This window comes from Paenarthrobacter nitroguajacolicus, assembly GCF_051027655.1.
GTDB lineage: Bacteria > Actinomycetota > Actinomycetes > Actinomycetales > Micrococcaceae > Arthrobacter > Arthrobacter nitroguajacolicus.
The window spans coordinates 2,819,996-2,846,086 of the sequence record NZ_CP073234.1 but is presented as its reverse complement, the minus strand read 5'-3'; the positions used below and the strand labels follow the sequence as shown (position 1 = coordinate 2,846,086).

Annotated in this window: 20 protein-coding genes; 16 read left to right on the top strand and 4 right to left on the bottom strand. The window is 62.3% G+C overall.

Annotated elements, in window-relative coordinates:
- Nucleotides 1-2: 2 nt before the first annotated feature.
- The 3 genes from KCX59_RS13520 to KCX59_RS13510 are packed head-to-tail and all read left to right on the top strand — an operon-like array spanning nucleotide 3 to nucleotide 2,961.
- Nucleotides 3-776, top strand: a complete 774-nt coding sequence (locus KCX59_RS13520) for a lysophospholipid acyltransferase family protein (protein ID WP_178996748.1) — start codon at nucleotides 3-5, stop codon at nucleotides 774-776.
- Nucleotides 773-1,825, top strand: a complete 1,053-nt coding sequence (locus tag KCX59_RS13515) for an NAD(P)H-dependent glycerol-3-phosphate dehydrogenase (protein WP_179017223.1) — start codon at nucleotides 773-775, stop codon at nucleotides 1,823-1,825. Before KCX59_RS13520 ends, KCX59_RS13515 begins: the two co-directional genes overlap by 4 nt.
- Entirely contained in the window at nucleotides 1,825-2,961 is a 1,137-nt protein-coding gene (locus tag KCX59_RS13510; protein ID WP_179017224.1) for a D-alanine--D-alanine ligase family protein, read from the top strand. Before KCX59_RS13515 ends, KCX59_RS13510 begins: the two co-directional genes overlap by 1 nt.
- A 4-nt stretch (nucleotides 2,962-2,965) precedes the next feature.
- On the opposite strand, the gene KCX59_RS13505 is transcribed toward KCX59_RS13510, so the two are convergent.
- Nucleotides 2,966-3,475 (bottom strand): DUF3515 family protein, encoded by a 510-nt coding sequence (locus KCX59_RS13505; RefSeq protein ID WP_179017225.1) that lies wholly within the window; start codon nucleotides 3,473-3,475, stop codon nucleotides 2,966-2,968.
- Between the two features lie 169 nt (nucleotides 3,476-3,644).
- Here KCX59_RS13505 and thiL point away from each other — a divergent pair, with 169 nt between their 5' ends.
- From thiL to rsmD, 4 genes are read left to right on the top strand one after another with little or no spacing between them, the layout of a single operon-like run.
- Nucleotides 3,645-4,658 (top strand): thiamine-phosphate kinase, encoded by a 1,014-nt coding sequence (thiL, locus tag KCX59_RS13500; protein WP_179017226.1) that lies wholly within the window; start codon nucleotides 3,645-3,647, stop codon nucleotides 4,656-4,658.
- A gap of 22 nt (nucleotides 4,659-4,680) precedes the next feature.
- Entirely contained in the window at nucleotides 4,681-5,760 is a 1,080-nt protein-coding gene (locus KCX59_RS13495; RefSeq protein WP_179017227.1) for a DAK2 domain-containing protein, read from the top strand.
- Complete coding sequence (locus tag KCX59_RS13490) at nucleotides 5,750-8,005, top strand: ATP-dependent DNA helicase RecG (protein WP_179017228.1); 2,256 nt, start codon at nucleotides 5,750-5,752, stop codon at nucleotides 8,003-8,005. Before KCX59_RS13495 ends, KCX59_RS13490 begins: the two co-directional genes overlap by 11 nt.
- 33 nt (nucleotides 8,006-8,038) lie before the next feature.
- The gene (rsmD, locus tag KCX59_RS13485; protein WP_370629178.1) at nucleotides 8,039-8,605 is read left to right on the top strand and encodes a 16S rRNA (guanine(966)-N(2))-methyltransferase RsmD; all 567 of its coding nucleotides are present in this window, start codon (nucleotides 8,039-8,041) and stop codon (nucleotides 8,603-8,605) included.
- A 12-nt stretch (nucleotides 8,606-8,617) separates the two neighbouring features.
- Here the strand turns inward: rsmD and KCX59_RS13480 are convergent, their stop codons facing one another.
- Nucleotides 8,618-9,277, bottom strand: a complete 660-nt coding sequence (locus tag KCX59_RS13480) for a spermidine synthase (protein WP_370629179.1) — start codon at nucleotides 9,275-9,277, stop codon at nucleotides 8,618-8,620.
- Between the two features lie 131 nt (nucleotides 9,278-9,408).
- Nucleotides 9,409-10,632, bottom strand: coding sequence for an aminotransferase class I/II-fold pyridoxal phosphate-dependent enzyme (locus tag KCX59_RS13475; protein ID WP_179017266.1), 1,224 nt, complete (start codon nucleotides 10,630-10,632; stop codon nucleotides 9,409-9,411).
- Nucleotides 10,633-10,709: 77 nt separating this feature from the next.
- Between KCX59_RS13475 and coaD the strand changes: the two genes are divergently transcribed.
- The 8 genes from coaD to KCX59_RS13435 all read left to right on the top strand — a co-directional run bounded on the left by coaD (nucleotide 10,710) and on the right by KCX59_RS13435 (nucleotide 17,104).
- Nucleotides 10,710-11,210, top strand: a complete 501-nt coding sequence (gene coaD, locus KCX59_RS13470) for a pantetheine-phosphate adenylyltransferase (RefSeq protein WP_179017230.1) — start codon at nucleotides 10,710-10,712, stop codon at nucleotides 11,208-11,210.
- A 166-nt stretch (nucleotides 11,211-11,376) separates the two neighbouring features.
- Entirely contained in the window at nucleotides 11,377-11,904 is a 528-nt protein-coding gene (locus KCX59_RS13465) for a YceD family protein (protein ID WP_179017231.1), read from the top strand.
- A gap of 33 nt (nucleotides 11,905-11,937) precedes the next feature.
- On the top strand, nucleotides 11,938-12,141 hold the full coding sequence (gene rpmF / locus KCX59_RS13460; RefSeq protein ID WP_011775139.1) for a 50S ribosomal protein L32: 204 nt from the start codon (nucleotides 11,938-11,940) through the stop codon (nucleotides 12,139-12,141).
- A gap of 23 nt (nucleotides 12,142-12,164) precedes the next feature.
- Nucleotides 12,165-12,875, top strand: coding sequence for a ribonuclease III (gene rnc / locus KCX59_RS13455; protein WP_017199629.1), 711 nt, complete (start codon nucleotides 12,165-12,167; stop codon nucleotides 12,873-12,875).
- Nucleotides 12,876-12,882: 7 nt separating this feature from the next.
- Complete coding sequence (mutM, locus tag KCX59_RS13450; RefSeq protein WP_179017232.1) at nucleotides 12,883-13,863, top strand: bifunctional DNA-formamidopyrimidine glycosylase/DNA-(apurinic or apyrimidinic site) lyase; 981 nt, start codon at nucleotides 12,883-12,885, stop codon at nucleotides 13,861-13,863.
- 180 nt (nucleotides 13,864-14,043) lie between these two features.
- Nucleotides 14,044-14,766, top strand: coding sequence for a hypothetical protein (locus KCX59_RS13445; RefSeq protein WP_179017233.1), 723 nt, complete (start codon nucleotides 14,044-14,046; stop codon nucleotides 14,764-14,766).
- Between the two features lie 80 nt (nucleotides 14,767-14,846).
- Nucleotides 14,847-16,079, top strand: coding sequence for an MFS transporter (locus KCX59_RS13440; RefSeq protein ID WP_179017267.1), 1,233 nt, complete (start codon nucleotides 14,847-14,849; stop codon nucleotides 16,077-16,079).
- Entirely contained in the window at nucleotides 16,076-17,104 is a 1,029-nt protein-coding gene (locus tag KCX59_RS13435) for a TolB family protein (RefSeq protein WP_179017234.1), read from the top strand. The genes KCX59_RS13440 and KCX59_RS13435 overlap by 4 nt, the downstream gene beginning before the upstream one ends.
- Before the next feature lie 117 nt (nucleotides 17,105-17,221).
- Here KCX59_RS13435 and KCX59_RS13430 read toward each other — a convergent pair whose 3' ends face one another.
- On the bottom strand, nucleotides 17,222-22,144 hold the full coding sequence (locus tag KCX59_RS13430; RefSeq protein WP_179017235.1) for a DUF4082 domain-containing protein: 4,923 nt from the start codon (nucleotides 22,142-22,144) through the stop codon (nucleotides 17,222-17,224).
- Between the two features lie 348 nt (nucleotides 22,145-22,492).
- Between KCX59_RS13430 and smc the strand changes: the two genes are divergently transcribed.
- Nucleotides 22,493-26,071, top strand: coding sequence for a chromosome segregation protein SMC (gene smc / locus KCX59_RS13425; RefSeq protein WP_179017268.1), 3,579 nt, complete (start codon nucleotides 22,493-22,495; stop codon nucleotides 26,069-26,071).
- The last annotated feature ends 20 nt before the right edge of the window (nucleotides 26,072-26,091 follow it).

Below are 26,091 nucleotides of genomic sequence, written 5' to 3'. Positions count from 1 at the left end.
CTTTGAAGGAATCGGCCAAGAGCCGTGCAACGTTCATGCTGCTGGCGGGTCTCGCGCGTCCGTTGATGAATGTCCTGATGGCCAGGAAGTGGGAAGGCGTGGAGAACCTTCCACCCGGCGGCTTCATCGCAGTACCGAACCACTGCACCGAGATCGACCCCATCGTCATCGGACACATGGTGTACAACCAGAAGCGGCCACCGCATTTCCTCGCGAAGACGGGCCTCTTCAAAGTGCCCGTCCTGGGTGCCCTGCTGCACGCCACCAAGCAGATACCGGTTGAACGCTCGACGGCGGGAGCGAACCGCTCGCTTCAAGTCGCCAAAGAAGTGGTGGACGCCGGTGGTGCCATCATCATCTACCCCGAGGGCACTCTCACGCGCGATCCCGATTTGTGGCCCATGAAGGGCCATACCGGGGCCGCCAGGCTAGCCCTGCAGACCGGAGCCCCTGTGGTGCCCATGGCGCATTGGGGTGCACAAGAGGTTTTCCCCCGGTATGCCAAGCGGTTCCATATCTTCCCGCGGAAAACCGTCCGAGTGCTTATTGGGAAGCCCGTTGATCTCAGTGCCTTCAGCGAACGGCCGCTGGATCGCACAACGCTGACTGCGGCCACTGAAGTCATCATGGATGCCATTACCGAACTCCTTGAAACCCTTCGAGGCGAACAGGCCCCGGCTGAACGCTGGGATCCGGCTGTGCACAAGCAGTCCAAGCACGGCCGCTTCATTCAGGGTGGTTCTCCTGATGCCCACGAAGGCGGGGACGGCAAATGACCACGGTGGAAACGAATGTCTCCACGCCGGACATCGTGGCTGTTTTGGGCGCGGGTTCGTGGGGAACCACGTTTGCCAAGGTCCTGGCCGATGCCGCTGCGGCTACCGGATCTGAACGTAGTATCCGGATCTGGGGTCGTCGGGCGGAGGTCGTGGAGCAGATCAACTCTTCGCACCGAAACGAGCAGTACCTCAAAGACATTGAGCTTCCACCATCCGTAACAGCATCCACGGATGTGGAGAAGGTGCTCAAGGATGCCACCCTGGTGATCCTCGCCGTACCCGCCCAGTCACTTCGGCCGCAGCTCGGGGAGTGGAAGGCCTTCCTTGCGCCTGACGCCGTGGTTGTCTCCCTGATGAAGGGCCTGGAACTGGGCACGGACGCCCGGATGAGCGAAGTCATTGCCCAGGAGTTGGGTCTTCCCGCACCGCGTGTAGCAGTAGTCTCAGGCCCCAATCTGGCCATGGAGATTGCCAGGGAACAACCAACAGCGTCAGTTGTTGCCTGCAGTGACGCAGACACTGCTGCTGCCATAGCGCTGTGCTGCACGGCTCCGTACTTCCGGCCGTACACCAGCACTGATGTTGTGGGCGTGGAAATCGGCGGGATCGTAAAAAATGTGATTGCGCTTGCTGTGGGCATTTGCGAAGGCCGGCAGATGGGCGACAACACCAAAGCCTCGGTGATCACGCGCGGACTCGCTGAGACGTCCCGGCTTGCCTTGGCCCTTGGCGGAGAAGCTCACACAATGGCCGGTCTTGCCGGACTCGGCGATCTTGTTGCCACTTGCTCTTCAGCCCTGTCCCGGAATCACACCGCCGGCAGGTTGCTTGGTGAAGGCCTCAGCCTCGAGCAAGTGGCCGAACAGATGACGCAGACAGCAGAGGGCATCAAATCCGGCCCCGCTGTGCACGAGCTGGCCGGCAAATTGAATGTTGAAATGCCCATTACGGCTGCCGTCGTGGCAGTGCTGGAAGGCAGAATGTCCGTTGATGACCTGGGACCACGATTGTTGGCCCGGGCACTGAAGTCCGAAGGCGACTACTGATGGTGACTGACCAATCCACCCCCTTGACGGGCCGCCCCCGCGTAGCGATTCTCTTTGGGGGTCGCTCCAGCGAACATGCCGTCAGCTGCGTGACAGCGGCTGGTGTCATGGGTGCGATCGATAAGAACAAGTACGAGGTCATACCGATTGGCATCGCCAAATCGGGGCAGTGGGTACTTGCCTCGGGTGACACCAGCGACTGGTCCTTGACTTCGGCAGCGCTTCCCGAGGTGGCGCCCTCAGGCAGGACCGTGACCTTGGCCGAAGTGGGTGGTGAGCATCAGCTCATCGTTACCGAGCCCAACGCGGTTCCCCAGGAACTGGGTTCCGTGGACGTTGTCTTCCCCCTGCTTCATGGGCCATGGGGCGAAGATGGGACCATCCAAGGCCTGCTGGAGCTTTCGGACACGCGGTATGTAGGCGCCGGTGTCCTGGCCTCGGCCGTGGGGATGGACAAGCATTTCATGAAGGTGGTTTTTGAATCCGCCGGACTGAGCGTAGGACCGTACGTGGCTGTCACGGACCGCGAATGGACCACGGACGCCGAGGCCGTCCGTAAGCGCGTGGACAAGCTCGGGTACCCCGTGTTCGTTAAGCCTGCCCGCGCGGGTTCGTCCATGGGTATCTCCAAGGTCGACTCGATGGAAGGGCTCGACGCTGCCATCGAGGAAGCCCGCCGCCATGACCTGAAGCTGGTCATTGAAGCCGGCATCGTGGGTCGCGAGATCGAGTGTGCTGTCCTGCAGGGTCGTGGCACGGATGCGCCCCGTACTTCCATGCCTGGTGAGATTGCGGTGGCAACCGGTGAGCACCAGTTCTACGACTTTGCTGCCAAGTACGTTGAGGACGGTGCCGCAGCCCTGAGTTGCCCGGCTGACATGCCGGACGAGGCAATCGCACGCGTGCGTGAACTCGCCGCCGTCGCTTTCGACGCCGTGGGGGCGGAAGGCCTCAGCCGTGTGGATTTCTTCTACACCCCGGCCGGTGAACTGATCATCAATGAGATCAATACCATGCCGGGCTTCACGCCCAAGAGCATGTACCCGCAGATGTGGGCGGCATCCGGGCTGGCTTACGGGGACTTGATCGACGAACTGATCCACCTGGCTCTGACCCGCAAGACAGGGCTGCGCTAAAGCACTACTGCGGGGATGGCAGGTTCTGCAGATCTTCCTGGCCCACGCACTTTCCGGTCGCCTTGATCTTGCCAACCGCGGCTGCCAACTCAGTCAGGACAGTTGCTGAACTGATGTTTGCCGCCTCCAGCTTGACTGGATCTATCAAGATCTCCGTGGCTGGTTCGCGGCCGAACGTGGTCAGGGTGTAAACGGGATCGCCTTCCTTGATGACCCAGTCGATGTCATTGACGCTCACACAACGGTCCGTGGTGGGTCCGGGAACGTTCACTCCGCATCGGAGAATGACCTGCGAAGGATCTCCCCAGGCAGCTGTCGCCTGGCTGTTGGTTTTGCGGAGGGCAGCATCACCGATCTGGTCCGGCAGAGCAACCATCATTGGCGCGCAGGCAGGATTGGCGGCGTCGGAGGCTGCCGTGACGTCCACCGTAGGCGCACAGGCCGACAAAGCGGTGACGGATGCGGAAGCCAAGGCCATGGCCAGGGCGGTCCGGGGAAGGGTCTTTCGGTGCATTTATCCAGCCTATCCCGCAAGCGCCGGCAGGCAGATTCGCGTTGCCCGGGTCACATTCCCGCTGGAACTGCCGTCCGGAGAGCCGCATTTTTCTGTCGGTGGATCGCGATAGCGTAGAGCGGTGCCATGAGAAGACGCAGGCGCCGTGCCAAGAGAAGAGTTGACAGCAGTGCCAGAAGAACCGTTGACCGTCCAACACCTGTCGGAGTCAGAGCTCCTCGCGCGGATTTTTCCGCGCCTGCACCATAGCCCAGGCGTTCTGCTGGGACCCGGCGACGACGCCGCCCTGATAGCAGCGCCGGATGGCAGGGCGCTCATCTCCATCGACACCCAAACGCAGGACCAGGACTTCAGGCTTGAGTGGCGTAACGGCTACCGGACCACAGGATTCGACGTCGGCTGGAAGGCCGCAGCGCAGAACCTCAGCGACATCAACGCCATGGGCGGCAGCGCCACGAGTCTCGTGGTGAGCCTGACCATGCCGCCGGAAACGGCTGTCGAATGGGTTGAAGCGTTTGCTGATGGGCTCACGGCGGCAATTGTTGGCTTGGGCGCTTCGGATTGCTCGGTGGCAGGCGGAGACCTTGGGAGGGGCCGCGAGCTGGCGGTGACTGTCGCCGTCGTCGGGACGCTTGCCGGTGTTGCGCCAGTGCTGAGGTCCGGTGCCAAAGCCGGGGACGTCGTGGCGGTTTCAGGGACCCTGGGAAGGGCCGCTGCGGGCTGGGCGCTGCTGGAAAGCGACATTCCGTTCGACAACCTGTCTTCTGAATTGCGGAGCCTGGTGGACAACCAATGCCGGCCGATGCCACCGCTGGCCGCCGGACCGCTGGCTGCGCGTACGGGTGCCACGGCCATGATGGACATTTCCGATGGCCTGCTGCGGGATGGCAGCCGCCTGGCCGGAGCGAGCAACGTGATCCTTGATTTCGATCCGGTTGCTTTGAAGACTTATGCAGCCTCACTGGAACCAGCAGCGGCCGTTCTGGGAAGGGAAGCCATGCGATGGGTGCTTGGCGGGGGAGAAGACCATGGTTTGCTTGCTACGTTCCCGGCAGGAATTCAGCTGCCGCAGGGCTTCACTGCGATAGGCTCGGTGCAAGCCGTTGTCGAGCCGCCAGGCAGTGGCGTCCGGATTGCCGGGCAAACTGCTGACACCGTTGGATGGGATCACTTTGCAGACTAAGATCGCCGCGAATGCACACGCCATGAAACGTTGGCTCGGCAAGGCGGAGGTGGTCCTCGGCAACCACAGTGACCGTCTCAATGCGATCAACATCTTCCCTGTCGCTGACGGAGATACCGGAACCAACCTTTACCTCACTGTCCGGGCAGCTGTGGCTGCCCTTGGCGGAACTGCGCCGGACTCCACTGAAACCGGCAACGACGTCGGCGCCGTACTGTCCCGTGCCGGGCAGGCAGCCATGGAGCAAGCCCGAGGCAATTCGGGCACACTCTTTGCAGTGTTCCTCTGCGCCGCTGCTGAGCCCCTGGCCGGGAAAACCCGCCTCAGCGCGCCCCTGCTTGCCACTGCGCTGAACAGGGCACAGATCCGTGCCTGGTCTGCCCTGAGTGAACCTGTGGCAGGCACCATGCTTTCGGTTTTGGAAGCGGCCGCCCATGCTGCTCAAGCCGTGGACGCATCCCAAAGTGGCGACGACAGCAACCATGCATTGGGGCTCTCGCTCGACGCCGTGGTGGAGGCCGCCTACCAAGCCGTCGTCCGGACAGAGGATGAGCTCGCACAACTCCATGAAGCACATGTTGTGGACGCAGGCGGCGTGGGGATGCTGCTGGTGCTTGATTGCCTCCGAGCCGCCGTCCTCGGGGAAGAACTCCAGGAGGAGCTGCTCGACGGCCTCCACGGCTACAAATTGCAGGATCCCCACATCCACGAGCACATGCCGGCCGACGACGGCGTGGAAGTCATGTGCACCATCAACCTCTCGCCCCTGAATGCGGCCATCCTTCGGCAACGCCTGGACGAGATGGGCGATTCCGTCATCATGAGCCAAGTCGGCGGTGCCCAAGGCGCAGATGATGACGACGACGAATCCAGTGTGGAGATCAGTTACCGATGGCGCGTCCATGTGCACGTCGCCGACCCGGAACCGGCCGTCGCATTCATTCGTTCGCTGGGAGAACCGACTGATATAGCAGTAAGCCAGTTGGCAATACCCCGTGATGACGTGCAGCGCCCGGCTGTCACACAGGAACCCGAGGGCAGCGAATCCGAGGGCATCAGTGAAGCTTTCAATGTCTCAGGCCAGTCACGGCATGAATACTGAGCTGGACCTGCCCCTCGAACGCAGGATTGGCAAGCGGTCTGCGGCCGTCATAGACAAGCACTTGGGCCTAAAAACGGCCGGAGCCTTGCTGAATTACTTTCCTCGCAGATACTTGAACCGCGGTGAGTTGACGCCCATCAGCAAGCTCCCGCTGGATGAAGAGGTCACGCTGATTGCCCGGGTGCTGTCCAACAGTACCCGCCAGATGAGGGCCCGCCGTGGTTCGATCACCGATGTGGTGGTGACGGACGAAGCCGGTGGTAGCGGTGTTCCAGGTACGTTGAAGGTCAGCTTCTTCAACGGGTTCCGGGCAAAGGCTGAACTCCTGGCTGGTCGTCGGGCCATGTTTTCAGGCAAGGTGTCCCGTTACGGTGGAGCCCTCGGCCTGACCAACCCGGACTTCCTTCTGCTGGACGAGGACCCGGAAGCGGAAGGGTCTGTAGACCCCGAAAAACTCGCAGCTATGCCCATCCCCATTTATCCGGCAACGGCCAAGCTGACCAGTTGGTCCATCCACAAAGTGATCACTGCCCTGCTCCAGACCATGGACCTTGATTCGCTGGAAGATCCGCTTCCGGCAAGCATCGTCCGAAGGGACGGCCTGCTCAGTGTCGCTGAGGCCTACCGCTTGATCCATTCACCCGGGATTGCCAAGGACTGGCAACGCGCTCAGGAACGCTTCCGATACCAGGAAGCCCTGGTGCTGCAAACGGCCCTCGCACGCCGGCGCGCCCAGCTGGCTGCAGAAGAAGCCACTGCGCGCCGTCCGCGCGTGGGAGGTTTGCTCACTAAGTTCGATCAAAACCTGCCCTTTACCCTGACTGCCGGCCAATCCGCCGTCGGAAAGACGCTGGCTGAAGAGCTCGGGCGCGACACTCCCATGAACCGTCTGCTGCAGGGTGAAGTGGGCTCGGGAAAGACGATCGTCGCCCTGCGGGCCATGTTGCAGGTAGTCGATGCAGGTGGCCAGGCAGCACTCCTGGCGCCCACGGAGGTCTTGGCGGCCCAGCATTTCCACTCCATCCGCAAGACGTTGGGTGCGCTCGCCCGCGACCACATCTTTGGCGGTGCCGGCATGCTTGGCGGCGACTCCACCCAGGAAGCCGTTCAAGTGACGCTCCTGACCGGTTCCATGCCCACTGCTGCCCGGAAACAGGCAATGCTGGACGCGGCCTCCGGAAATGCGGGAATTGTCATTGGCACGCACGCTTTGCTGAGCGACAAAACCAGCTTCCAAGACCTCGGGCTGATCGTGGTGGATGAGCAGCACCGCTTTGGTGTGGAACAGCGCGATGCCCTCCGGGCCAAGGCGCAGCGGCCTCCACATTTGCTGGTCATGACAGCCACGCCGATTCCCCGCACGGTGGCCATGACGGTATTCGGGGACCTTGAGACTTCCATCCTTGATGAGCTTCCGGCCGGGCGTGCGCCGATTTCCACTCACGTCGTGGGGCTCGCGGAAAATCCCGGCTGGGTGGACCGCATATGGAAACGTTCCCGCGAAGAAATCGATTCGGGTCACCAGGTTTATGTGGTGTGCCCCAAGATCGGCTCGGACGACGACGGTGACTTCAGTCCGGGCGAAGCGGAACCCAGCGATGCCGACCTGGCGGACGAAGGCCCGGCGCGGGAACTCGCCTCGGTAACCGCCGTCGTCGAAAGCCTCCTGCAGGAGCCTTCACTGGCTGGCGTCCCGGTAGCGCCGCTCCATGGGCGGCAGGATCCGCAGGTGAAGTCGGAGACGATGGCCTCCTTCGCCGCCAACAACACCAAAATGCTGGTGTCCACCACCGTTATTGAGGTGGGCGTCGATGTTCACAACGCCACCCTCATGGTGATTCTCGATGCCGACCGCTTTGGAATCTCACAGCTCCACCAGCTGCGTGGGCGGGTTGGCCGTGGAGGTTTGCCCGGCACTTGCCTGCTGGTGACCACGCTGGAACCCGGACACCCGAGTCGTCGCCGGCTTGATGCCGTTGCTTCAACGACTGACGGCTTTGAGCTGTCCCAGGAAGACTTGAAGCTCCGCCGTGAAGGCGACATTCTAGGTGCTTCGCAATCCGGCGGACGCTCCACCCTGAAGTTGCTCCGTGTACTTGAACACGAAGACATCATTGCCCGCGCACGTACCGACGCCCAAGGCCTGGTGTCGGAAGACCCTGCCCTGCAACAACAGCCGGCACTTGCCGCCGCAATAGATGATTATTTGAACCCGGAGAAGGAGGCGTTCCTTGAACGCGGTTAGAGATCCATGGAAGCGCGCTCATGGAGAATCCCTGTGAGCCGGATCATCGCCGGAGTTGGTGGCGGGAACCCGCTGGCCAGCGTCCCGGGAACGGCCACGCGTCCCACAACGGACAGGGTCAAGGAGGCGCTCTTTTCCCGCCTGGAATCCTTGGCAGTCATTGACGATGCCCGGGTCCTGGACCTTTATGCAGGCTCTGGATCCTTGGGAATCGAAAGTGCCAGCCGAGGGGCCCGGACCGTGGATCTGGTGGAGTTCGATGCCAAGGCTAGCGATGTCTGCCAGCGCAATGCGGATTTGGTGAACCAACTCCTGGGCGGGAAAAGGGTCTCAGTCCATCGGTCCAAGGTGGAATCATTCCTGGAGCGAGCGGGTAACGCAGACATGTGGGATCTCGTCTTCCTTGATCCGCCCTACCCCTTGGATGAGCCTGCCTTGAGTGCTGTGCTGGCAAAGCTGGGGCCGCATTTGGACGATGCGGCCGTTGTGGTGGTGGAGCGGAGTTCGCGGAGCCCGGAGCCTTTGTGGCCAGACGCCTTGGAAAGTTTCGCCGACAAGAAGTATGGCGAGACCAAGCTGTGGTTCGCTGAGCCGGCCTAGCGGACCATCTCGTTAGCCTGTAATGCCGTCCAGCTCAACGCCCGTGAGGACGGTGGCGGGGTGGGGGCCACGTGCCAGCAGTTGCGCCGTCCAGTCCGGGGACCACGGTTTGCATGTGCCTACCAGGACGATGTTGCCCGGGTAGCGGCCAGCGAACATTCCCGTTTCAGCGAAGGCGGCGACGTCCGGCATGGCTTGGCGCAGCGCTGCCACCTGGCTGCGGACGAGCGTCAGCGCAGGTTCGTCACCCACATTGACGATCAACACCCCATCCGGCCGGAGCCTACTTGCTGCTTCCTCATAGAATTCCCGGCAGGCAATATGGGCTGGGGCCTCCGGCCCGGAAAAGATATCGAGAATCACGACGTCGAACATCACCTGTGCGGGAAGCTCCGCCAGTGCGTCGCGGGCGTCACCGATGTGAGTGGTCAACGAGGTGCCGTCAGGCATGGGCAGCTTCTGAAGTACGAAGTCCAAGAGCTCACGCTCAAGCTCAACAGCGTATTGCTCCGAGCCAGGACGGGTGGCTTGGATATATCGCGCCAGGGTGAGGGCGCCGGCGCCCAAATGCAGGGCGCAGATGGGCATTCCGGGTGCTGCAGCCAAGTCCACCACGTGCCCGATCCTGCGGAGGTACTCGTAGAAGATCTCCGAGGGATCGGCCAGATTCACGTGCGATTGTTCGGCTCCGCCGATGCTGAGGATGAAGCCGCCCTCAACGAGGGTGTCGTTCTCGATGGTGGCGTGCTGTCCCGTGGTTCGGAGGAAGCGCGTTGCCTGGGGCTGGCCGGAGCCTCTGGCGTTCAGAGCCGGTCCTTCAGGGTGGCGAGGCGTTCGGCGGCTTCCTGCAGGACGCCGGTCTTCTTGCAGAAGGCGAAACGCAGCAGGCTTCGCGTACGCTCGGCTCCCTCCGGATGGCAGAACACCGGGACCGGGATGGCTGCCACGCCGACGAGCCCTGGCAGCCGCCTTGCGAGGTCAACGGAGTCGCGAATGCCCAGCGGTGCCGTGTCCACGTTGATGAAGTAAGTGCCGCTCGGGTTGTAGACGCCGAAGCCGGCTGCCCGGAGGCCTTGGGCGAGAATGTCCCGTTTGCGGCGCAGTTGATCGGCGATTCCTGTATAGAACTCATCGGGAAGGCCAAGGCCCACTGCGATGGCGCTCTGGAAGGGGGTGCCTGAACTGTAGGTCAGGAACTGCTTCACCGTGCGAACTGCAGCCACCAAGTGTGCCGGTCCGCTGAGCCAGCCGATTTTCCAGCCGGTGAAGGAAAACGTCTTTCCCGCGGATGAAATGGTGATGGTACGTTCGGCGGCGCCGGGCAGCGAAGTAATCGGTAGGTGCGGTGCGCCGAAGGTGAGGTGCTCGTAGACTTCGTCGCTGACGATGATGGCGCCGTACTTTGCGGCCAGTTCCACAATCATGGACAGGACGGATTCCGGAAAGACCGCACCCGTGGGGTTGTGCGGGTTGTTCAGGAGGACAACTCTGGTGCGGGTGCTGAAGGAGCTTTCCAACATCGCGAGGTCGGGAAGGAAATCCGGGGCCAGCAGGGGAGCGGTGACGTGTTTGGCGCCGGCCATGCCGATGATGGCCCCGTAGGAGTCGTAGAAGGGTTCGAAGGTCAGGACTTCGTCCCCGGGCTGGATGAACGCGAGCAGCGTCGCTGCGATCGCTTCTGTTGCGCCCGTCGTGACAAGGACTTCAGTATCAGGATCCGGGTTCAGCCTGTAAAAGCGCTGCTGGTGGGAGGCGATGGCTTCCCTCAACGCGGGAACGCCTTTGCCGGGCGCATACTGGTTGGCTCCCGCGGCGATGGCGGACTGGGCTGCCGCTTTGATTTCCGCGGGGCCGTCTTCATCGGGAAAACCCTGGCCGAGGTTGATGGCGCCGGTGGACAGTGCCAAGGTGGTCATTTCCTCAAAAATGGTCACTCCCAGCGTTCCTTCGGGGGAGAGCAGGTTGGCTCCCGTGGCCGCCCGCTGCCATGGTGTTGCGTTGGTACCTGCGGTGGTGCCCGCGCTCATATCAAGGGAAGAATTGCTGCCTGCGGATGCCATGTCAGACATGGTATCCCGGCAAAGCCATGGGGTAGGTTCGTCTCATGAGACGCGCGGTATGCCCTGGATCCTTTGACCCTATCCACAATGGACATCTCGAAGTCATCGCCCGGGCCGCCGGCCTGTTCGACGAAGTCATCGTGGCCGTGTCCACCAACTACGCCAAGAAGTACAGGTTCAGTCTTGAGGACCGAATGGAGATGGCGCGGGAAACTTTGGCCTCTTTGCGCGGCATCATCGTTGAGCCGATGGGTGAAGGGCTCCTGGCGGAGTACTGCCGCCACCGCGGTGTCTCGGCCATAGTCAAGGGCCTTCGTTCATCGTCGGACTTTGACTACGAGTTGCCGATGGCCACCATGAACCGCCAGTTGGCCGGCGTCGAAACGGTCTTCCTGCCTGCTGAAGCGCATTACGTGCACCTTTCCTCCACCTTGATCAAAGAGGTCAATGTCCTCGGGGGCGATATCTCCGATTTCGTCCCCAAATCGGTACTGAGGAGGCTCCTTGCTGGCGAGCCGCCAACAGAACCGCCGCGCAAGGGGTAGGCTTGTCGGGTACCTTGCGCCATCGCGCAGAGTTCCCCAAGCTGAAACCACTGCGCGTTCACGCGCGCCCGGCGTCGGTTTGAGTCCTCAAGCGTGATCAGGCTAAGATGGTACGTCGGTCATATGTTCTACAGGAGTTCTCATTAAGCGAGATGCAAGTTCGCCCTTGGCGCTGGTAGTCAAGGACCTTGGACGCAGTCCAGGGACCATGCGGACACTCAACGAGCATGTACCTGCGCCAAGTGACCTTGGTGTGGCGCTCATTGGCGTAAAGGAAGGCTCGGATATCGAGCTGGATCTTCGTCTTGAGGCCGTACACGAAGGAATTCTGGTATCCGGAACCGTAGTCGTCGAAGTAACCGGCGAATGCGGTCGATGCCTGGATCCCCTTGCGTATGACCTTGAGGTCAATGTGCAAGAACTTTTCTTCTATGAAGGTGTTGAGCTTTCAGGCGAAGAAGACGATGAAGAGCAACGTCGAGTCGAGTACGATCTGATCGATCTTGAGCCGGTGTTGCGGGACGCAGTTGTCACTATGCTGCCGTTCCAGCCGGTGTGCCGGGAAGACTGCCAGGGCCTGTGTTCCGAATGTGGAGTGCGCCTGGAAGACGAGCCGGGGCACCACCACGAGGTCATTGACCCTCGCTGGGCTGCCCTAGCTGATCTGGCTAAGACTGACCGGCAAACCGATTAGTAAGTGTTCGTCTAAGAGAGAAATGAGATAGCCGTGGCTGTTCCCAAGCGGAAAATGTCTCGCGCAAATACACGCGCCCGCCGTGCCCAGTGGAAGGCAACTGCCCCCAACTTGGTCAAGACCATCGAAAACGGTCAGGTTACCTACAGCCTGCCGCACCAGGCAAAGGTCGTCACTGACTCTGCCGGCACCGCGCTGTTCCTTGAATACAAGGGCCGCAAGGTCGCAGACGCCTAATCTGCCGTACAGGCTGACTAAGGATGTCTTCAACTGAAGAGCTTCTGAAGCGTCTCGGTGTCTCGATTGACACCGAGACGCTTCGTCTTGCTCTGACACATCGCTCATACGCGTATGAGAACGGCGGGATTCCCACCAACGAGCGCCTCGAGTTCCTCGGCGACTCCATTCTGGGCTTCTCCGTGACCGATTCCCTTTACCGTGAGAACCCCTCGCTGCCCGAAGGTGAGCTCGCAAAGCGACGCTCGGCCGTCGTCAGTACGCGCGCGCTGGCCGGGATTGGCCGGCAAATCGGCGTGGGCGAGTTTATATATCTCGGGCAAGGTGAGAAGCTCACCGATGGCAAGAACAAGGCCTCCATCCTGGCTGACACCATGGAAGCCCTGATCGGGGCCACGTATCTCTCGAACGATATCGAGACCGCGCGGCAACTGGTCATGCGCCTGGTAGGACCGCTCCTCAAGGATGCAGGCGCACTGGGGGCGGGAACTGACTGGAAGACGAGCATCCAGGAACTTACGGCCAGCCGGCAGCTGGGCGCCATTCACTATGCCGTCGAAGGTTCAGGGCCGGACCATGCCCGGACGTTCGAGGCAGTTCTGAACATCGGCGGAACTCCCTACGGTCGGGGCTCGGGCCACTCCAAGAAAGAAGCGGAGCAGGAAGCCGCCGCTGATGCATGGCGTGCCCTGACCGCCCTGGACCCCACTACTGCCGGTCCTGCTTCCTCTTGAACCCAAAATGCCTGAACTTCCCGAAGTAGAGGTAGTCCGCCGCGGCTTGGCCCGTTGGGTCCGTGGCCGAACAATCACCGGAGTGGACGTCGTCGATCCGCGCTCCATCCGGCGACACACACTCGGAACCGAAGACTTCATCGGGAATCTTGAGCAAGCCACTGTCCTGGACGTCGTGCGGCGAGGGAAATTCCTCTGGATGCCCCTGGCCATGTCGAACTCGCCCGAAACCGACCCCGGAATAGCGCTGGCCCTCACAGCAGATCTCCCTAAAGTGGCGCTGATGGCGCATCTGGGAATGAGCGGCCAACTGCTGATGCAGGACCCCGAAGTACCGGATGAAAAGCACCTCAAAGTCAGAATCCGGCTCAGTTCCGCGGATGGTATGCCGGAGCAGCTGCGGTTCGTGGACCAGAGAATTTTCGGCGGCCTGTTCGTGACGACCCTGGTGCCGACTGTCGACGGCGGCCCTGGCGGCTTGGGCGAAACGCCCCTGCCGGAGATCGCAGAAGAAGCATCGCACATCGCCAGGGATCCGCTTGACCCCTACTTCTCGTTCGACGCGTTCTATCGGAAGATCAGGAGTCGCAAGACAGGGCTGAAACGGGCGCTGCTGGACCAGGCGGTTATTTCCGGCATCGGCAACATCTACGCGGACGAAGCGTTGTGGCGCGCCCGGCTCCATTACGCCAGGGCCACGGACACGCTTCGCCGTGCGGATGCTGAACGGCTGGTTGAAGCCGTGAGAGAGGTCATGAACGCTGCCCTTGCCGCAGGGGGGACGAGTTTTGACTCCCTCTATGTGAATGTCAATGGCGATTCCGGGTACTTCGCCAGGTCGCTCAATGCCTACGGACGTGCCGGTGAACTGTGTGGCCGTTGCGAGGCAATCGGATTGCACAGCGTCATGAAGCGGGAACAGTTTATGAACCGTTCTTCCTATACCTGCCCGGTGTGCCAACCGCGGCCGCGGAATGGACGTTGGTAGGGCCAAAACTGTTCCGGAATCGGGGTCGCAATGGCAGACTGTCCCCATGAACAGCTTGGCGCTTCGAATCGCCATCGCAAGGATCAACGCCACCACGATGCGGGTGGCGTCAGTTCTATCCGCTCTCCTTCGTGAAAGCGCCTCCCAACCTTTCAGCAACCCAGTCACCCCGGGTATGCCATGATGGCGCGGCGGTTGGTCATCGCGGGCATTTGCCTTGCTGTGCTGATCGCCGCCGTCGCCATAGTTCTGGACCAGATGGCCGGGAAGCCAGGGCCGTCTGCTGCCCAAAGCACATTCTCTTCCGCTCCGAGTACTGGCTCCAGCATCACCCCATCCGGGGGAGCAAGCCCTGGCGGCACGGGAGATCCCACCGGCGATCCTCAGCCCGGCAGCCCGGCGTCGGGGACTGAAGGCAGCGGCAATGGTGACGGCAGCGGTGACGGCGATGATGGTCCGTCCACTGCCAAGCCGCTCGAAGTCCTGCCGCCGGTGACTGCCACCCCAACAGGGCTGCCTCAACCATCTGCCCCCGCACCATTGGTCACCACCTTGCCTGACCCCGGCAGCGCAGCCGGCGAAGTGGTTGACGGGTGGCCTGCCGACATTCTGACGTTGCCCGAAGGAACAACGATCGGTTCCACGTCAGTGTCGACGTCGGGTGATGTCCTCCAGGTGGCTGCTGATGGCATCATCGCCAAGCCACAGGCAGAGGTCTTGGCGTCCTTCCGCCAGTCGTTGGTTGCCCACGGGTTCTGGTCTGAGGCTGCGCCGGCCGCAGAGGGCGCACTGGCCGAACGATTCGTGCGAGGCGCAGACACGGTCACGGTTTCAGTGTCGACGACAGGCACAGGCAACTCACGCTTCCAGCTTTTGGGCAGCCTGCACACGGCGGCGGACTAGGGGCAGCGATGTACATTTCACTTTCGGACCGGGGCAAACGGGACAAGCCGGAGGGAACAAGAACGGCACTATCGAGCGAAGTGCCGTTCCGTTTGTCTCCGGTCATTCTGTGGCTGGGCATTGTGAGTATGGTCACCGATGTTTCTTCGGAATCAGTCACAGCGATCCTCCCGTTGTACGTGACCGGCTTCCTGGGGCTGTCCACCATTGCCTTCGGGTTCATCGACGGAATCAACCAGGGTGCCAGTGCAATCGTCAGAATCGCGGCCGGCTGGGCTGCCGACCGCAGCGGACACCCCAAACGAATAGCTTTGGCCGGATACGGATTATCAATGCTTGCGCGGATCGGTTTCCTCTTCGCGGGCGGATTCTGGGCCATTGCGGCGATAGTTACCGGGGACCGGATCGGCAAGGGCATCCGCACGGCACCGCGGGACGCCCTCATTTCAGTTTCAGCACAGCCTGAACACCTGGCCCGTTCGTTCGGCGCTCATCGCATGCTGGACAACATCGGCGCCGCAGCCGGGCCTTTGATCGCCTTCTTCGTGTTGTTGATGATTCCCAACGGTTTCAGCACGGTGTTTGTAGTGTCGCTGGCGTTCGCCGTGATCGGTGTTGCCGTCCTTGCCTTGGTGGTGCCTGACATTAAGGCACATGGCGTTAAGGGCATGGAGGAGCGTGAAGGCCGCCGTCTTTTCGCTTTCTCTTGGTCCCACCTGAAGGAACCGGGCCTCGGCAAGCTGCTGATCGCTGCCGGGTTGCTGGGCTTAGTGACCATCGGCGACGGCTTCATCTATCTGGTGCTGCAGGCGCGGGATTCTTTCGCAGTCCAGTGGTTTCCGCTGTTGTTCGTAGGCACAAACGTGGTGTTCCTGGCTTTCGCCATTCCGCTGGGACGGCTGGCTGACCGGGTGGGAAAAATCCCGGTGTTCGTGGGTGGGCATATTGCACTGCTGGCAACGTACCTTCTCGCGGCGGCACCTTTTGGTGGGCTGTGGGCGACCGTCGGTTGCCTCATCCTTCTAGGGGCGTTCTATGCAGCCACCGATGGCGTGCTGGCCGCCTTGGCCAGCCAGCTGACACCTCCGGGAAAACTTGCTACGGGCATCGCGTCCGCCCAGACCGTAGTGGCGCTAACCCGGATGTTGGCATCCGCAGGTTTTGGTGTTCTCTGGTATGCGGTTGGTGCCCCAACGGCCATGGTGGTGGCGGGTGGATTGCTCGCTTGTGCTGTCGTGGCTGTGGCCTTTATCCTGCGTGGCGCAGGGGTTGCACCGGCAGGGAACCCGGATGACTCGAGCAACGAGGCATGAGCGGCGCGCTCGCTGAAGGCAAGCTGCGGTGGGGTGCACTCCTGGCCGTCACGGCACTCGTCCTGGTGGCGGCCGGTATATACGCGGTGGCGGCCTACCAGCGCTTTGAAGAAAGCCGCACTGCAGCTTCGTCCGTGGGCATCACGGCGAGCCAGCCGCTTCCAGCAGCGCCCTTCATCCTTTTTCGCAACACAGCATCGGGCCAAGGCTATGGCAACGCGGCCACTGTTCCGTTGGCATCTCCCGATGGCAACCGGGCCGTCAGCGGGCAGGAGTGCGACCGCGTATACGGAACGTCTGAGAAGGTGGTGTGCCTGAAGACAAACCGTGGACTGGTGACGGCGTTTGAAGCTGCTGTCCTGGACCGCAACTGGGAGCAGCAAAGGGCATGGCCGGTCCCGGGAATACCCAGCAGGACCCGCATCAGCCCCGACGGATCCATGATAGCCACCACCGTGTTCGTCTCGGGCCACTCCTACGCCACGGCAGGCTTTTCCACGGCCACCGAGATCAGCCTTCCGGATGGCACATCAGGCAACCTCGAGGACTTTGCTTTGATGGTGAACGGCGAAAGGCTTCTGGCTACGGACAGGAATATTTGGGGTGTGACGTTCGCGCCTGGCCAGAGCGATGTTTTCTACGCAACGGCCGCTTCCTCCGGGCGCATCTGGCTGGTTCGGGGGAGCCTGTCCGCGAAGACCCTGACTGCCATTCACGACAATGTGGAGTGTCCGTCCATTTCGCCTGACGGCACGAGGATCGCGTTTAAGAAGAACGACGGCGGGGCGCTGGCCGCACACTGGAAAGTCGCAGTGCTTGAGCTCGCTACGGGACAACAAACTGTGCTCTCCGAGAAGCGCAGTGTTGATGACCAGATCGAATGGCTGGATAACCGGAACCTGCTCTATGGCTTGGCAGCCGATGGCGGTAACGGTGACAGCAACATATGGAAACTCGGAACGGACCCGACCTCACAGCCGCGCCTGTTCATCGCCCATGGGTGGTCTCCCAGCGTCGTCCGCTGAAGGTAGTCGTCCGCTGAAGGTAGTGGGCTCAGAATTGGCTGGTACGTGGAACCGCTGGCGCCCGGCCCGGAGTTCGGGGGTCGGACACCAGCGGAAGTCGCCGTTTACGGCCGGCCGTCAGCAGGCCCGCAGCAACCCGCAGAGAAGCCCGCCGGTTTGCGTGGGACTGGGCGTCGGACTCGGCGTCGGACTGGGTGTGGCGGTCGCCGTCGCCGTCGGAGTCGCCGTCGCTGTTGGTGACGGCGTTGCCGTGGCGGTGGCAGTCGGAGTAGCTGTGGCTGAAGGTGCAGCCTGCTGCTGGGCCGGCGCCGCCGTGGAGTACACGACGTCAACGAAGTAGTTCGTGGCGTTCCAGGAGTTGGTTGGCATCACACCGCCGGATCCGTACCGGTAACGGCCATTGTTCGGGCCAGTGGCCGTAAAGACTCCGCTCGTCCACGTCTGGTTGAAGAAGCCCTGCGTTGAGGAGTAGCGGCCGTTCGGCGCCCGGTAGGACACGACGTAGGTTTGGCCTGTCGCCAGTGCCACTGGTGTGGCCAGGGTGGCGGTCTGCCAGCCCGTTGCCGTCTCGTTGGTGAAGGTTACTTGAGCCAGGCGGGTGCCGGCCGCATTCCAGAGTGAGCCCACATGGGTTCCGGTGTTACCGGTCCCCTTGTAGAAGCGGATGCCGGTCACATTTCCCGCTTGGGAGACAGTGAAGGCAGTACCGAGTTCCACAGATAGGAAGTCGGAGTTTGCGGCCACCTGTGGCACCAGCGATCCAAAGATCGTGGATTGTTGCATGGTTGGGGCGGCCGTGGTGAATTGCCAATTGCTCGGGGGCAGCGTCTGCCCTTGTGGAGTTGCCACACCTGAGACGCTGGCGGAAATCGCAGTGTTGGCCGGCAGTGCAGCCGTCGGCGTGAAGGTAATGGTCTTCGCGTCGGCGGACAAGGCAGCCGTCCCGGCGACGGACGAGCCGTTCGCGGTCAAGGTGAACGAGGCACCGGGTTTTATGGCCGTGGAGAACGTGATGGACGGTTTCACGTCAGTCGGAATGGCCGTTGCACCGGGTGCCGGCACCTGTGCCACCACGCTCAGTGGCGGTGCCGCTACGGTAAATACCAAATCCACGAGGTAGCTTGCCGTGGATGCGGTATTCGGGAAATCCCCGCTGTAGGAGTAAGACCCGGAATCCGGCTCGGTCTTCAGCGGCCCCCGGGTGAAGCCTTCTCCGAATCCTCCGGCCGTGTATGAGTACTTACCTGTAGGCGTCTTGTAGGCGGCCACGTACTCCGTATCAGCCTGGATGTTCACCGGTTGGCTGAAGGTGGCCGTCTGCCAGCCGGTGCTGGATTCATTGGTGAAGGTGACGGTAGCCAAAACCTGGCCGGCCGACGTGTACAGGTAGCCGGTGTGGGTTCCGGTGTTCCCGGCGGACTTGTAGAAGCGCACGCCGGTCACCTGGCCGGCGGTGTCACTGCTGAACCGGACGCCCAACGTCAAAGGGACTCCATCATTGACTTCGACAGTGGTCGGCGTCACCGTGTCCTCGTACAGGGTGCAGGGGCACGAACCAGGCGTGCCGGCGGGCGGGACAGTGGTGAACTGCCAGGTACCACCGGACGACATCGGTTGTCCGGACGTCGCCGTCGCAGTCACCGTTGCCGTGTACGTTGTACCGGCCGCCAAGGGGGCCGCCGGAGTGAACGTGACCTTGCGCGTTGCCGTGTCGTAGGCGGTGGTTCCTGAAACCGCAACGCCGGCGGCGGTCTTGAGGGACAGAGTAACGCTTGAGGCAACTGCGGCCTCGGAAAGGACTGCGCTCACGGTCGAGTTCAGTGGGACGCTGGAGGCGTTCGGGATCGGGTTATGACCGCCGACCGTGAACGGTGGCGCCGAAACCATGACCACCACGTCCACCAAGTAGCTGGCGGACGACCGCGAACCCGGGAAATCGCCACTGTACGTGTACGCGCCCGCGTCCGACACAGTCCGCAGGGGTCCAACGCTCATGCCGGACCCAAAGCCGTTGGACGTGGCCGAGTAGGCGCCCGTGGGTGACTTGTAGGACGCAATATATTCCGTGTTCGCCGCAATCTGGACGGGCTGGCTGAACATTGCGGTCTGCCAGCCGGAGCTGCTCTCGTTGGCGAAGGTAACTGTTGCCAGCTGCTGGCCCGTGGCCGTGTAGAGGGCGCCCGTGTGCGTGCCCGTGTTGCCGGCTGACTTGTAGAACCGGATGCCGGTGACCTCGCCTGCCGAAACACTCGAGAACCGCACACCCAATGTCAGCGGAACGCCATCACGGATCTCGGCAATCCCTGGCGTCACACTGTCATCGTAAAGACTGCAGGGGCAGGAACCGGGAACCGGCACCGTGGACGCTGTGGTGAACGTCCAAGTGCCGCCTGAGGTTACCTGGCCGCCTACCGTGTCGGTACCGGCAAGAGTCGCCGTGTACTGCGTACTGAAGGCCAACTGCGACGTCGGAGTGAACGTGGCGCGGCGGGTAGCAGCGTCGTAGGTCGTGGTGCCGGCCACGGGACCGGAAGCAGACCGCAGCGTCAACTGGACGCTGGCGGCGGTGACCGGCTTGGAGAACACCGCGCTGACCTTCGTGGAGACCGCGACGCTTGACGACGATGGGATCGGGGAGTGCCCGGACACCGTCATTGGGGAATTGTCAACGGTGCTGAAGATGGCGTCGGCGAAGTAGTTGCCGCCGTTGAAGCTGGTGGTCGGGAAGCTCTGGGAGGTGCTGTAAACACCCGCGGGTTCAGCGCCAAAGCCCCCCGCAACCGTCAGCGGGGCAGCAGTGGACCCGAAGCTCACCCACTGGAAGTCCTTGGTGGCATAGTGCCCCCGTGGAGCCCAATACGAGACCGTGTACTTTTGCCCGGCGGCGACCGCTACAGGTTGGCTGAACAGCGTGCTCTGCCAACCGCTGGCAGTCTCATTGCTGAATGTGGCGGTGGCCAGGCGCTCGCCGGAGGAGCTCCAGAGTGAGCCCGTATGCGTTCCTGTGTTTGCGGTGCTCTTGTAGAAGCGGACGCCGGTGATGAAGCCATCCACTGTGGGAGTGAAACGCAGTCCCATTTCGTAGGCGCCCCCATCACCGGAGTCCTGGATCGCGGGAACCGTTTGGCCGAACACACTGTACGGTCCGCTCAGTACGAGGTTGCGGGTGGTCGGAGTTCCAATGTTGGCGCTGTCGTCAATCGCCCGAACCTGGATGGTGGCATTCGCCAGGCCCTGCTGGATGTAACTGTAGGTCCAGTTCTGCTTGCCCGCGGCGGGGTGCCAAGTGCTGCCGCCGTCCGTGGAAACCTCGACGCCGGCAACCACGCCGCCGGTGTCGGCTGCGGTGCCGCTTACTGTGACTTTGCTGCCATGGGGGATGGTGGCCCCATTGGCCGGGGCGGTAACAGCAACCGTCGGCGCTGTCCGATCGCTGCTGGCGGCCGCGGCCACAAGGCCTGCTGCCCGCGAAGCCGGCTGCGCCCCCATGTCGGCAAGAAGGTTGACTTGGGCTTGGCGCATCCTCGGGTCAGCCGGAGCCCCGTTGCCGTCGTGTTCCTGATCCAGGCCCCAGGTCCACTGCACGCTGCCGGCTGAGAACACCAGGGCACCGCTCGCAGCGCGATACAGCGTGACGTTATGGGTGGTGGTTCCGGGCTTCACCGTGTTCCCGTAGTCCTGCAGATATTCAGCTACGCTGCCTACCGTTGTGGACAGGCGGATGAGGCCCGCCGGACGGAAGCCGTTGTCGATGTCCTCATTTGACTCATACCCCACGGTGTGCGGAGCCAATGCCGCCGACGAGCCCGCCGGCAGGGAAGCCAGAGTGGTATTACGCCATAGCCGCGTCTTGCCTTCCTCGGAGCTGACGGTCACGGGAAGGTCGGAGTAGTTGGACATGTACAGGGTTCCAGTCAGCCCGTTCTCCGGGAGTCCGCCGCCATTGGCCTGTGACGCGAAACGCGGGTCCCGCCAGGTGCCTGTCCACTGCGGGCTGGGGTCGATCTTGCCGTTGGACCACGTCTCCTTGTAGGAGGTCAGCGTGCGCCCGGCAGCGCCATCCACGATTGAGGGTTCGAAACGGGTCCTCCAATACATCTCGTTGCCGGACAAGAACTGCAGGTTGACGCCCGCATCGCGTGCCGCTGCAACGTTGGCGCGCTGTGGGCCGGACCAGTATTCATCGTGCCCCACGGACAGGAACACTTTGTGATTGAGCAGCAAACTCCCGCTGCGGTCGGTGTCGAGCCCGCTGATGTAGCTGACGTCATAGCCGTTTTGCTCCAGGAAGCGGACCATCGGGTACTCGTTGGCGAAGTAAAAGTCCCTGCCATCGGGCCCGCCGCGGCTGTTCATGGGCCGGTTGTAACTGATCTTGTAGGCCCTGCCATTGTCACCGCCCTCATAGAAGCTGGAGCCTCCGTAAGTGTTGTAGGCCTGCCATGTGGTGTCACTGGTTTGGAAGACCACGTCCGAGTGGCTGGCGTCTTGACGGACAACGAACGTTATGTGGCTTTGGCCGCCAGTATCAGGCCTTGTCAGCAGGGCAACGTAAACACCGGACACTGCTGTTGCCGGTACTTGCCACGTTGCCGACACACCCCACGTGCCGCAGTCGTACAGCTCCGTGGCGAGGTCGCTCCGGCAGGCAGGTTGGTTCTGGCGCAAGACCGATGGCACAACATCCGCGATCTTGCGCGCTCCGTTGCCGCCGTACCAACCTGTGCGGTAGATCGCTATGGTGTAGCTCGGCGCATTCGTGGCCACCTTAAAGCGGATGGGCTGGCCGGCATTGACGCTGATCTCGGTCGAGAAGCCTTGAATGCTGTCATCCCCGGCTCCAAGGATGTCCCACTCCGATGGGGGGCTGCCTGGTTTGGAGTTCTCGCAGACCACAGGGTTAACCACGGGGTCGCAGGGCCCTGCCGCAACGGCTGCTGGTGCTGTAAGAGGCAGCAGGGCTGCCACCATGGCAAGCACCAAGGGCACAAGAAACCCTTTGAAGACCCGCTGCGGTTGGGTAGCTGAAGGACCGGGCATGAGAACTCCTGGAGTGGTACGCCGATTGCTAAGACGGGGCCACGCATTAAGCGCAGCCCCTGCTTGCCGCTCCCCAGCCAGGGTCAAACCAAGATCTTCAGTTATGAAATACAGGATTATCACGGATGGATGTTCCGAAGATCGGGACCGGATCCGGCAAAGACCGAACAGAAGTTCAAGCCGAAGCCGGATCACAGGAACGAATCCGCCAAGTAACCCTTGGCAGGAGTGTAGGGGCGTGGCTTGCCGCCCGCAAGGGCTTACGCCTTCAGATCCGCGGATTTCGCACAAACCGCAGTAGATTTAGTGGATACAGACACCCGGGCCACCCAGGAGAACCGAAGCGCCTTGCACCTGAAAAGTTTGACTGTCCGAGGATTCAAGTCGTTTGCGTCGGCCACGACCTTCGACTTTGAGCCGGGCGTCACTGCCGTCGTCGGTCCCAACGGCTCGGGCAAATCCAATGTGGTGGATGCCTTGGCCTGGGTCATGGGAGAGCAGGGCGCAAAAACCCTCCGCGGCGGCAAGATGGAAGACGTCATCTTCGCAGGTACCTCAGGCCGGCCTCCGCTGGGCCGAGCCCATGTAGCCCTGACAATCGACAATGCGGACAACGCACTCCCCATCGAGTACAGCGAAGTCACCATCTCCCGGACCCTCTTCCGTACGGGTGGGTCCGAGTACGCCATTAACGGCGCACCCTGCAGGCTACTGGACATCCAGGAACTCCTCTCCGATTCCGGCCTCGGCCGCGAGATGCACGTCATCGTCGGACAAGGCCAGCTGGACCGCGTACTCCATGCCACCCCTGAGGACCGCCGCGGCTTCATCGAAGAAGCCGCAGGCATCCTTAAGCACCGCCGCCGCAAGGAAAAGACTGTCCGCAAGCTGGAAGCAATGCAGGCCAACCTCGCACGGCTCGGTGACCTCACGGCAGAGATACGGCGGCAACTAACCCCCTTGGGCAAGCAGGCAGAAATAGCCCGCCGTGCCCAAACAGTCCAGTTCGATGTCCGTGATGCCCGCGCACGACTTTTAGCTGACGACCTCGTGCAACTGACCACAACCCTTGAAAAGGACGTCGCCGACGAAGCGGCGCTCAAGGAGCGCCGCCAGGTGGTTGAAGCGGAGCTGGGTGCGGGGAGGCGGCGCCAAGCTGCCTTGGAGCAACAGGCCACCGAAGCCACACCGCGACTCAACGCAGCACGCGACCATTGGTACCAGCTCTCAGCAAACAGGGAACGACTCCGCTCGCTCGGATCACTGGCCACCGAGCGCAGGAGGCTCTTGGGTTCCTCGGAGGTCAGCCCGGACACAGGACGCGACCCCGAGCAACTCGAACGCCAAGCCGCCAGGGTCCGTGAGGAACAGGCTGCCCTTGAGCACGACATCCTTGCAAAGCAAGCGGCACTCCTGGAGGCCACAGTTGCCAAGGACTCGGCCGAAGCGCTCGCAGCTGCGGAAGACAAACGCTTGACGGCCATGCTGAGGGCAGCCGCCGACCGTCGGGAAGGGCTGGCCAGATTGGCAGGCCAGGTGGCCGCGGCCAGGTCCCGGGCTGAAGCTGCCGAGGCCGAACGTGGTCGCCTCAGGGAATCTCTCGCTGCAGGTGATGAACGGCGCCGCAAGGCCCAGAGCGAGTTCACTGCCCTCGAGTCGCAAGTGGCCGGTGTCGAGGATGGCGAAGAGAGCCTTGACGCTGACTATGAGGATGCCAATGACGTCCTGGACGCAGTCCTCGCGGAAATCGAGGAGCTCAAAGCATCTGAGCGGGAAGCTGTCCGTGAGCGGGACGCGCTGACGGCACGTCGCGATGCCCTTCAGCTTGGGCTCAACCGCAAGGACGGGTCCGCAAGTCTCCTCACGGCCGATGGCGTGCTTGGACCTTTGGCCGCGCTGGTTTCCATCGAGCCGGGATACGAGGCCGCCATAGCTGCCGCCTTGGGGAGTGCCTCCGATGCCTTGGTGGTTGCCGATAGGGATATTGCTTTAGCAGCCATTGGATTGTTGAAGGATAACGACGGCGGGCGGGCAGCATTGCTTCTAGCCGGCGGTACCGCTGTCGATGCAGAAAGCCGTGCCAACCCCGCGCTTCCCGGTGGCAGCCGCTGGGCAGCGGATGTTGTCAAGATTGCTGATCCCGCTGCCCAAGGCGCGCTCGGGCTCTTGGCCCGGACCGCCGTCGTCGATGATCTGGAGGCGGCGGCAGCCTTCATCGCGGAACATCCCGACCTCAGGGCCGTCACCCGGGAAGGTGACATCCTGACCTCCCTGACCATTACAGGAGGATCGGCCAACGCGCCGTCGCTGCTTGAGGTCCAGGCAGCAGTTGACGACGCCGTTGCCCGGCTTCAGGAGGTCACGGCCCGTCTGGAACGTGGACGCTTCGCCCTGGCCGGGGCCCAGTCCCGCCGCGCTGAGGCGCAGGACCGCGCCGATGCCGCGTTGGAGAGGCTGCACGAATCGGACGCCCGGCTTGCGGCGGTAGCCGAGCGCTTGGGTCACCTTAATTCGGTTCTTCGCAGTGCTGTTGGAGAAAGCGAACGGCTCGCTGCTTCCATGGCCAAGGCTGAAGCCAACATCGCCGATGCTCAACTGGACCTCGAAGTTGCGGCGGAGCGCCTCGCCGCGGCCCAGGAAGCTCCGGACGAGGAACCGTCCACCGACCAACGGGACGAACTCGCTGCCAAGGCCAGAACCGCCCGGGCACAAGAAACGGAGGCCCGCCTTGCCCTCCGCACGTCCGAGGAGCAAGTGGGGGCCATCAGCAACAGGGCTGCATCGCTGGAGCGGGCAGCAGCGACAGAACGCCGCGCCCGTGAAGAAGCCGCCCGCCGGGCCCAACGCCGACGCGCCCAGGCCCAGCGTGCCGCGGCAGTCGCGTCAGCGGTGGAGCAGACCCTCCGGTTCATCGATATTTCGGTGGACTTGGCGGGCTATGATCGTGACCTTGCCGAGCAAAAGCGGGAGCAGCTGGAGAAGGAACTCACCGAGGTCCGCACTGGTAACGATGCCTTGGCCCGGGAGCTTGCCCAACTTACCGATTCCGTCCACCGGGACGAGATGGCCCGGACACAGCAGCGGCTCCGTATCGAGGCCCTGGAGACGCGGTCCATCGAAGAACTGGGCCTCTCCGCTGAACAACTCATCGCAGATTATGGTCCCGATCAACCGGTTCCGTTGACTCCTGGAACCACCACCGATAAGTGGGCTGAACTGCGGGCGCCCGTTGATGAGAATGGCGAGGCCATCATTGAGGGAGTTCCGTTCGTCCGGGCGGAACAGGAGAAGAGGCTCAAAAAGGCCGAGCGGGAACTCGCGGCGCTGGGCAAAGTAAACCCGCTCGCGTTGGAAGAGTTCGCCGCCCTGGAAGAACGGCATCAGTTCCTTAGCTCGCAACTCGAGGACTTGAAATCCAGCCGCAAAGACCTGCTGGACATCATCAAAGAGGTGGACAACCGTGTCCAGCAGGTATTCACTGAGGCTTTTGCTGATACTTCCGCCCAGTTCGACCACGTCTTTGCCCGGCTCTTTCCTGGTGGTGAGGGCAGGTTGGTGCTCACGGACCCTGACGACATGCTGAACACGGGAATTGAAGTAGAAGCCCGGCCTGCGGGAAAGAAAATCAAGAGGCTTTCGCTGCTCTCCGGCGGGGAGCGCTCACTCACGGCAGTGGCGCTGCTGGTGGCCATCTTCAAAGCCCGGCCCTCACCGTTCTATGTCATGGACGAGGTGGAGGCGGCGTTGGACGATACCAACCTGGGCAGGCTCATCACCATCTTCGAGGAACTGCGCGAGTCCAGCCAGTTGATCGTGATCACCCACCAGAAGCGCACCATGGAAGTGGCGGATGCGCTTTACGGAGTCACCATGAGGGGCGACGGCGTCTCTACGGTCATCAGCCAGAGGCTCGGTGCCGGGGCATAGCTTTATGAGAAGGTAGGGGA

Excerpts from the sequence above, each read along its gene's own strand:
- KCX59_RS13515 (WP_179017223.1), top strand. The coding sequence starts at position 773 with ATGACCACGGTGGAAACGAATGTCTCCACGCCGGACATCGTGGCTGTT.
- KCX59_RS13510 (WP_179017224.1), top strand. The coding sequence starts at position 1,825 with ATGGTGACTGACCAATCCACCCCCTTGACGGGCCGCCCCCGCGTAGCG.
- KCX59_RS13505 (WP_179017225.1), bottom strand. The coding sequence starts at position 3,475 with ATGCACCGAAAGACCCTTCCCCGGACCGCCCTGGCCATGGCCTTGGCT.
- KCX59_RS13495 (WP_179017227.1), top strand. The coding sequence starts at position 4,681 with ATGAAACGTTGGCTCGGCAAGGCGGAGGTGGTCCTCGGCAACCACAGT.
- KCX59_RS13490 (WP_179017228.1), top strand. The coding sequence starts at position 5,750 with ATGAATACTGAGCTGGACCTGCCCCTCGAACGCAGGATTGGCAAGCGG.
- KCX59_RS13475 (WP_179017266.1), bottom strand. The coding sequence starts at position 10,632 with ATGAGCGCGGGCACCACCGCAGGTACCAACGCAACACCATGGCAGCGG.
- coaD (WP_179017230.1), top strand. The coding sequence starts at position 10,710 with ATGAGACGCGCGGTATGCCCTGGATCCTTTGACCCTATCCACAATGGA.
- rnc (WP_017199629.1), top strand. The coding sequence starts at position 12,165 with ATGTCTTCAACTGAAGAGCTTCTGAAGCGTCTCGGTGTCTCGATTGAC.
- mutM (WP_179017232.1), top strand. The coding sequence starts at position 12,883 with ATGCCTGAACTTCCCGAAGTAGAGGTAGTCCGCCGCGGCTTGGCCCGT.
- KCX59_RS13445 (WP_179017233.1), top strand. The coding sequence starts at position 14,044 with ATGATGGCGCGGCGGTTGGTCATCGCGGGCATTTGCCTTGCTGTGCTG.
- KCX59_RS13435 (WP_179017234.1), top strand. The coding sequence starts at position 16,076 with ATGAGCGGCGCGCTCGCTGAAGGCAAGCTGCGGTGGGGTGCACTCCTG.
- KCX59_RS13430 (WP_179017235.1), bottom strand. The coding sequence starts at position 22,144 with ATGCCCGGTCCTTCAGCTACCCAACCGCAGCGGGTCTTCAAAGGGTTT.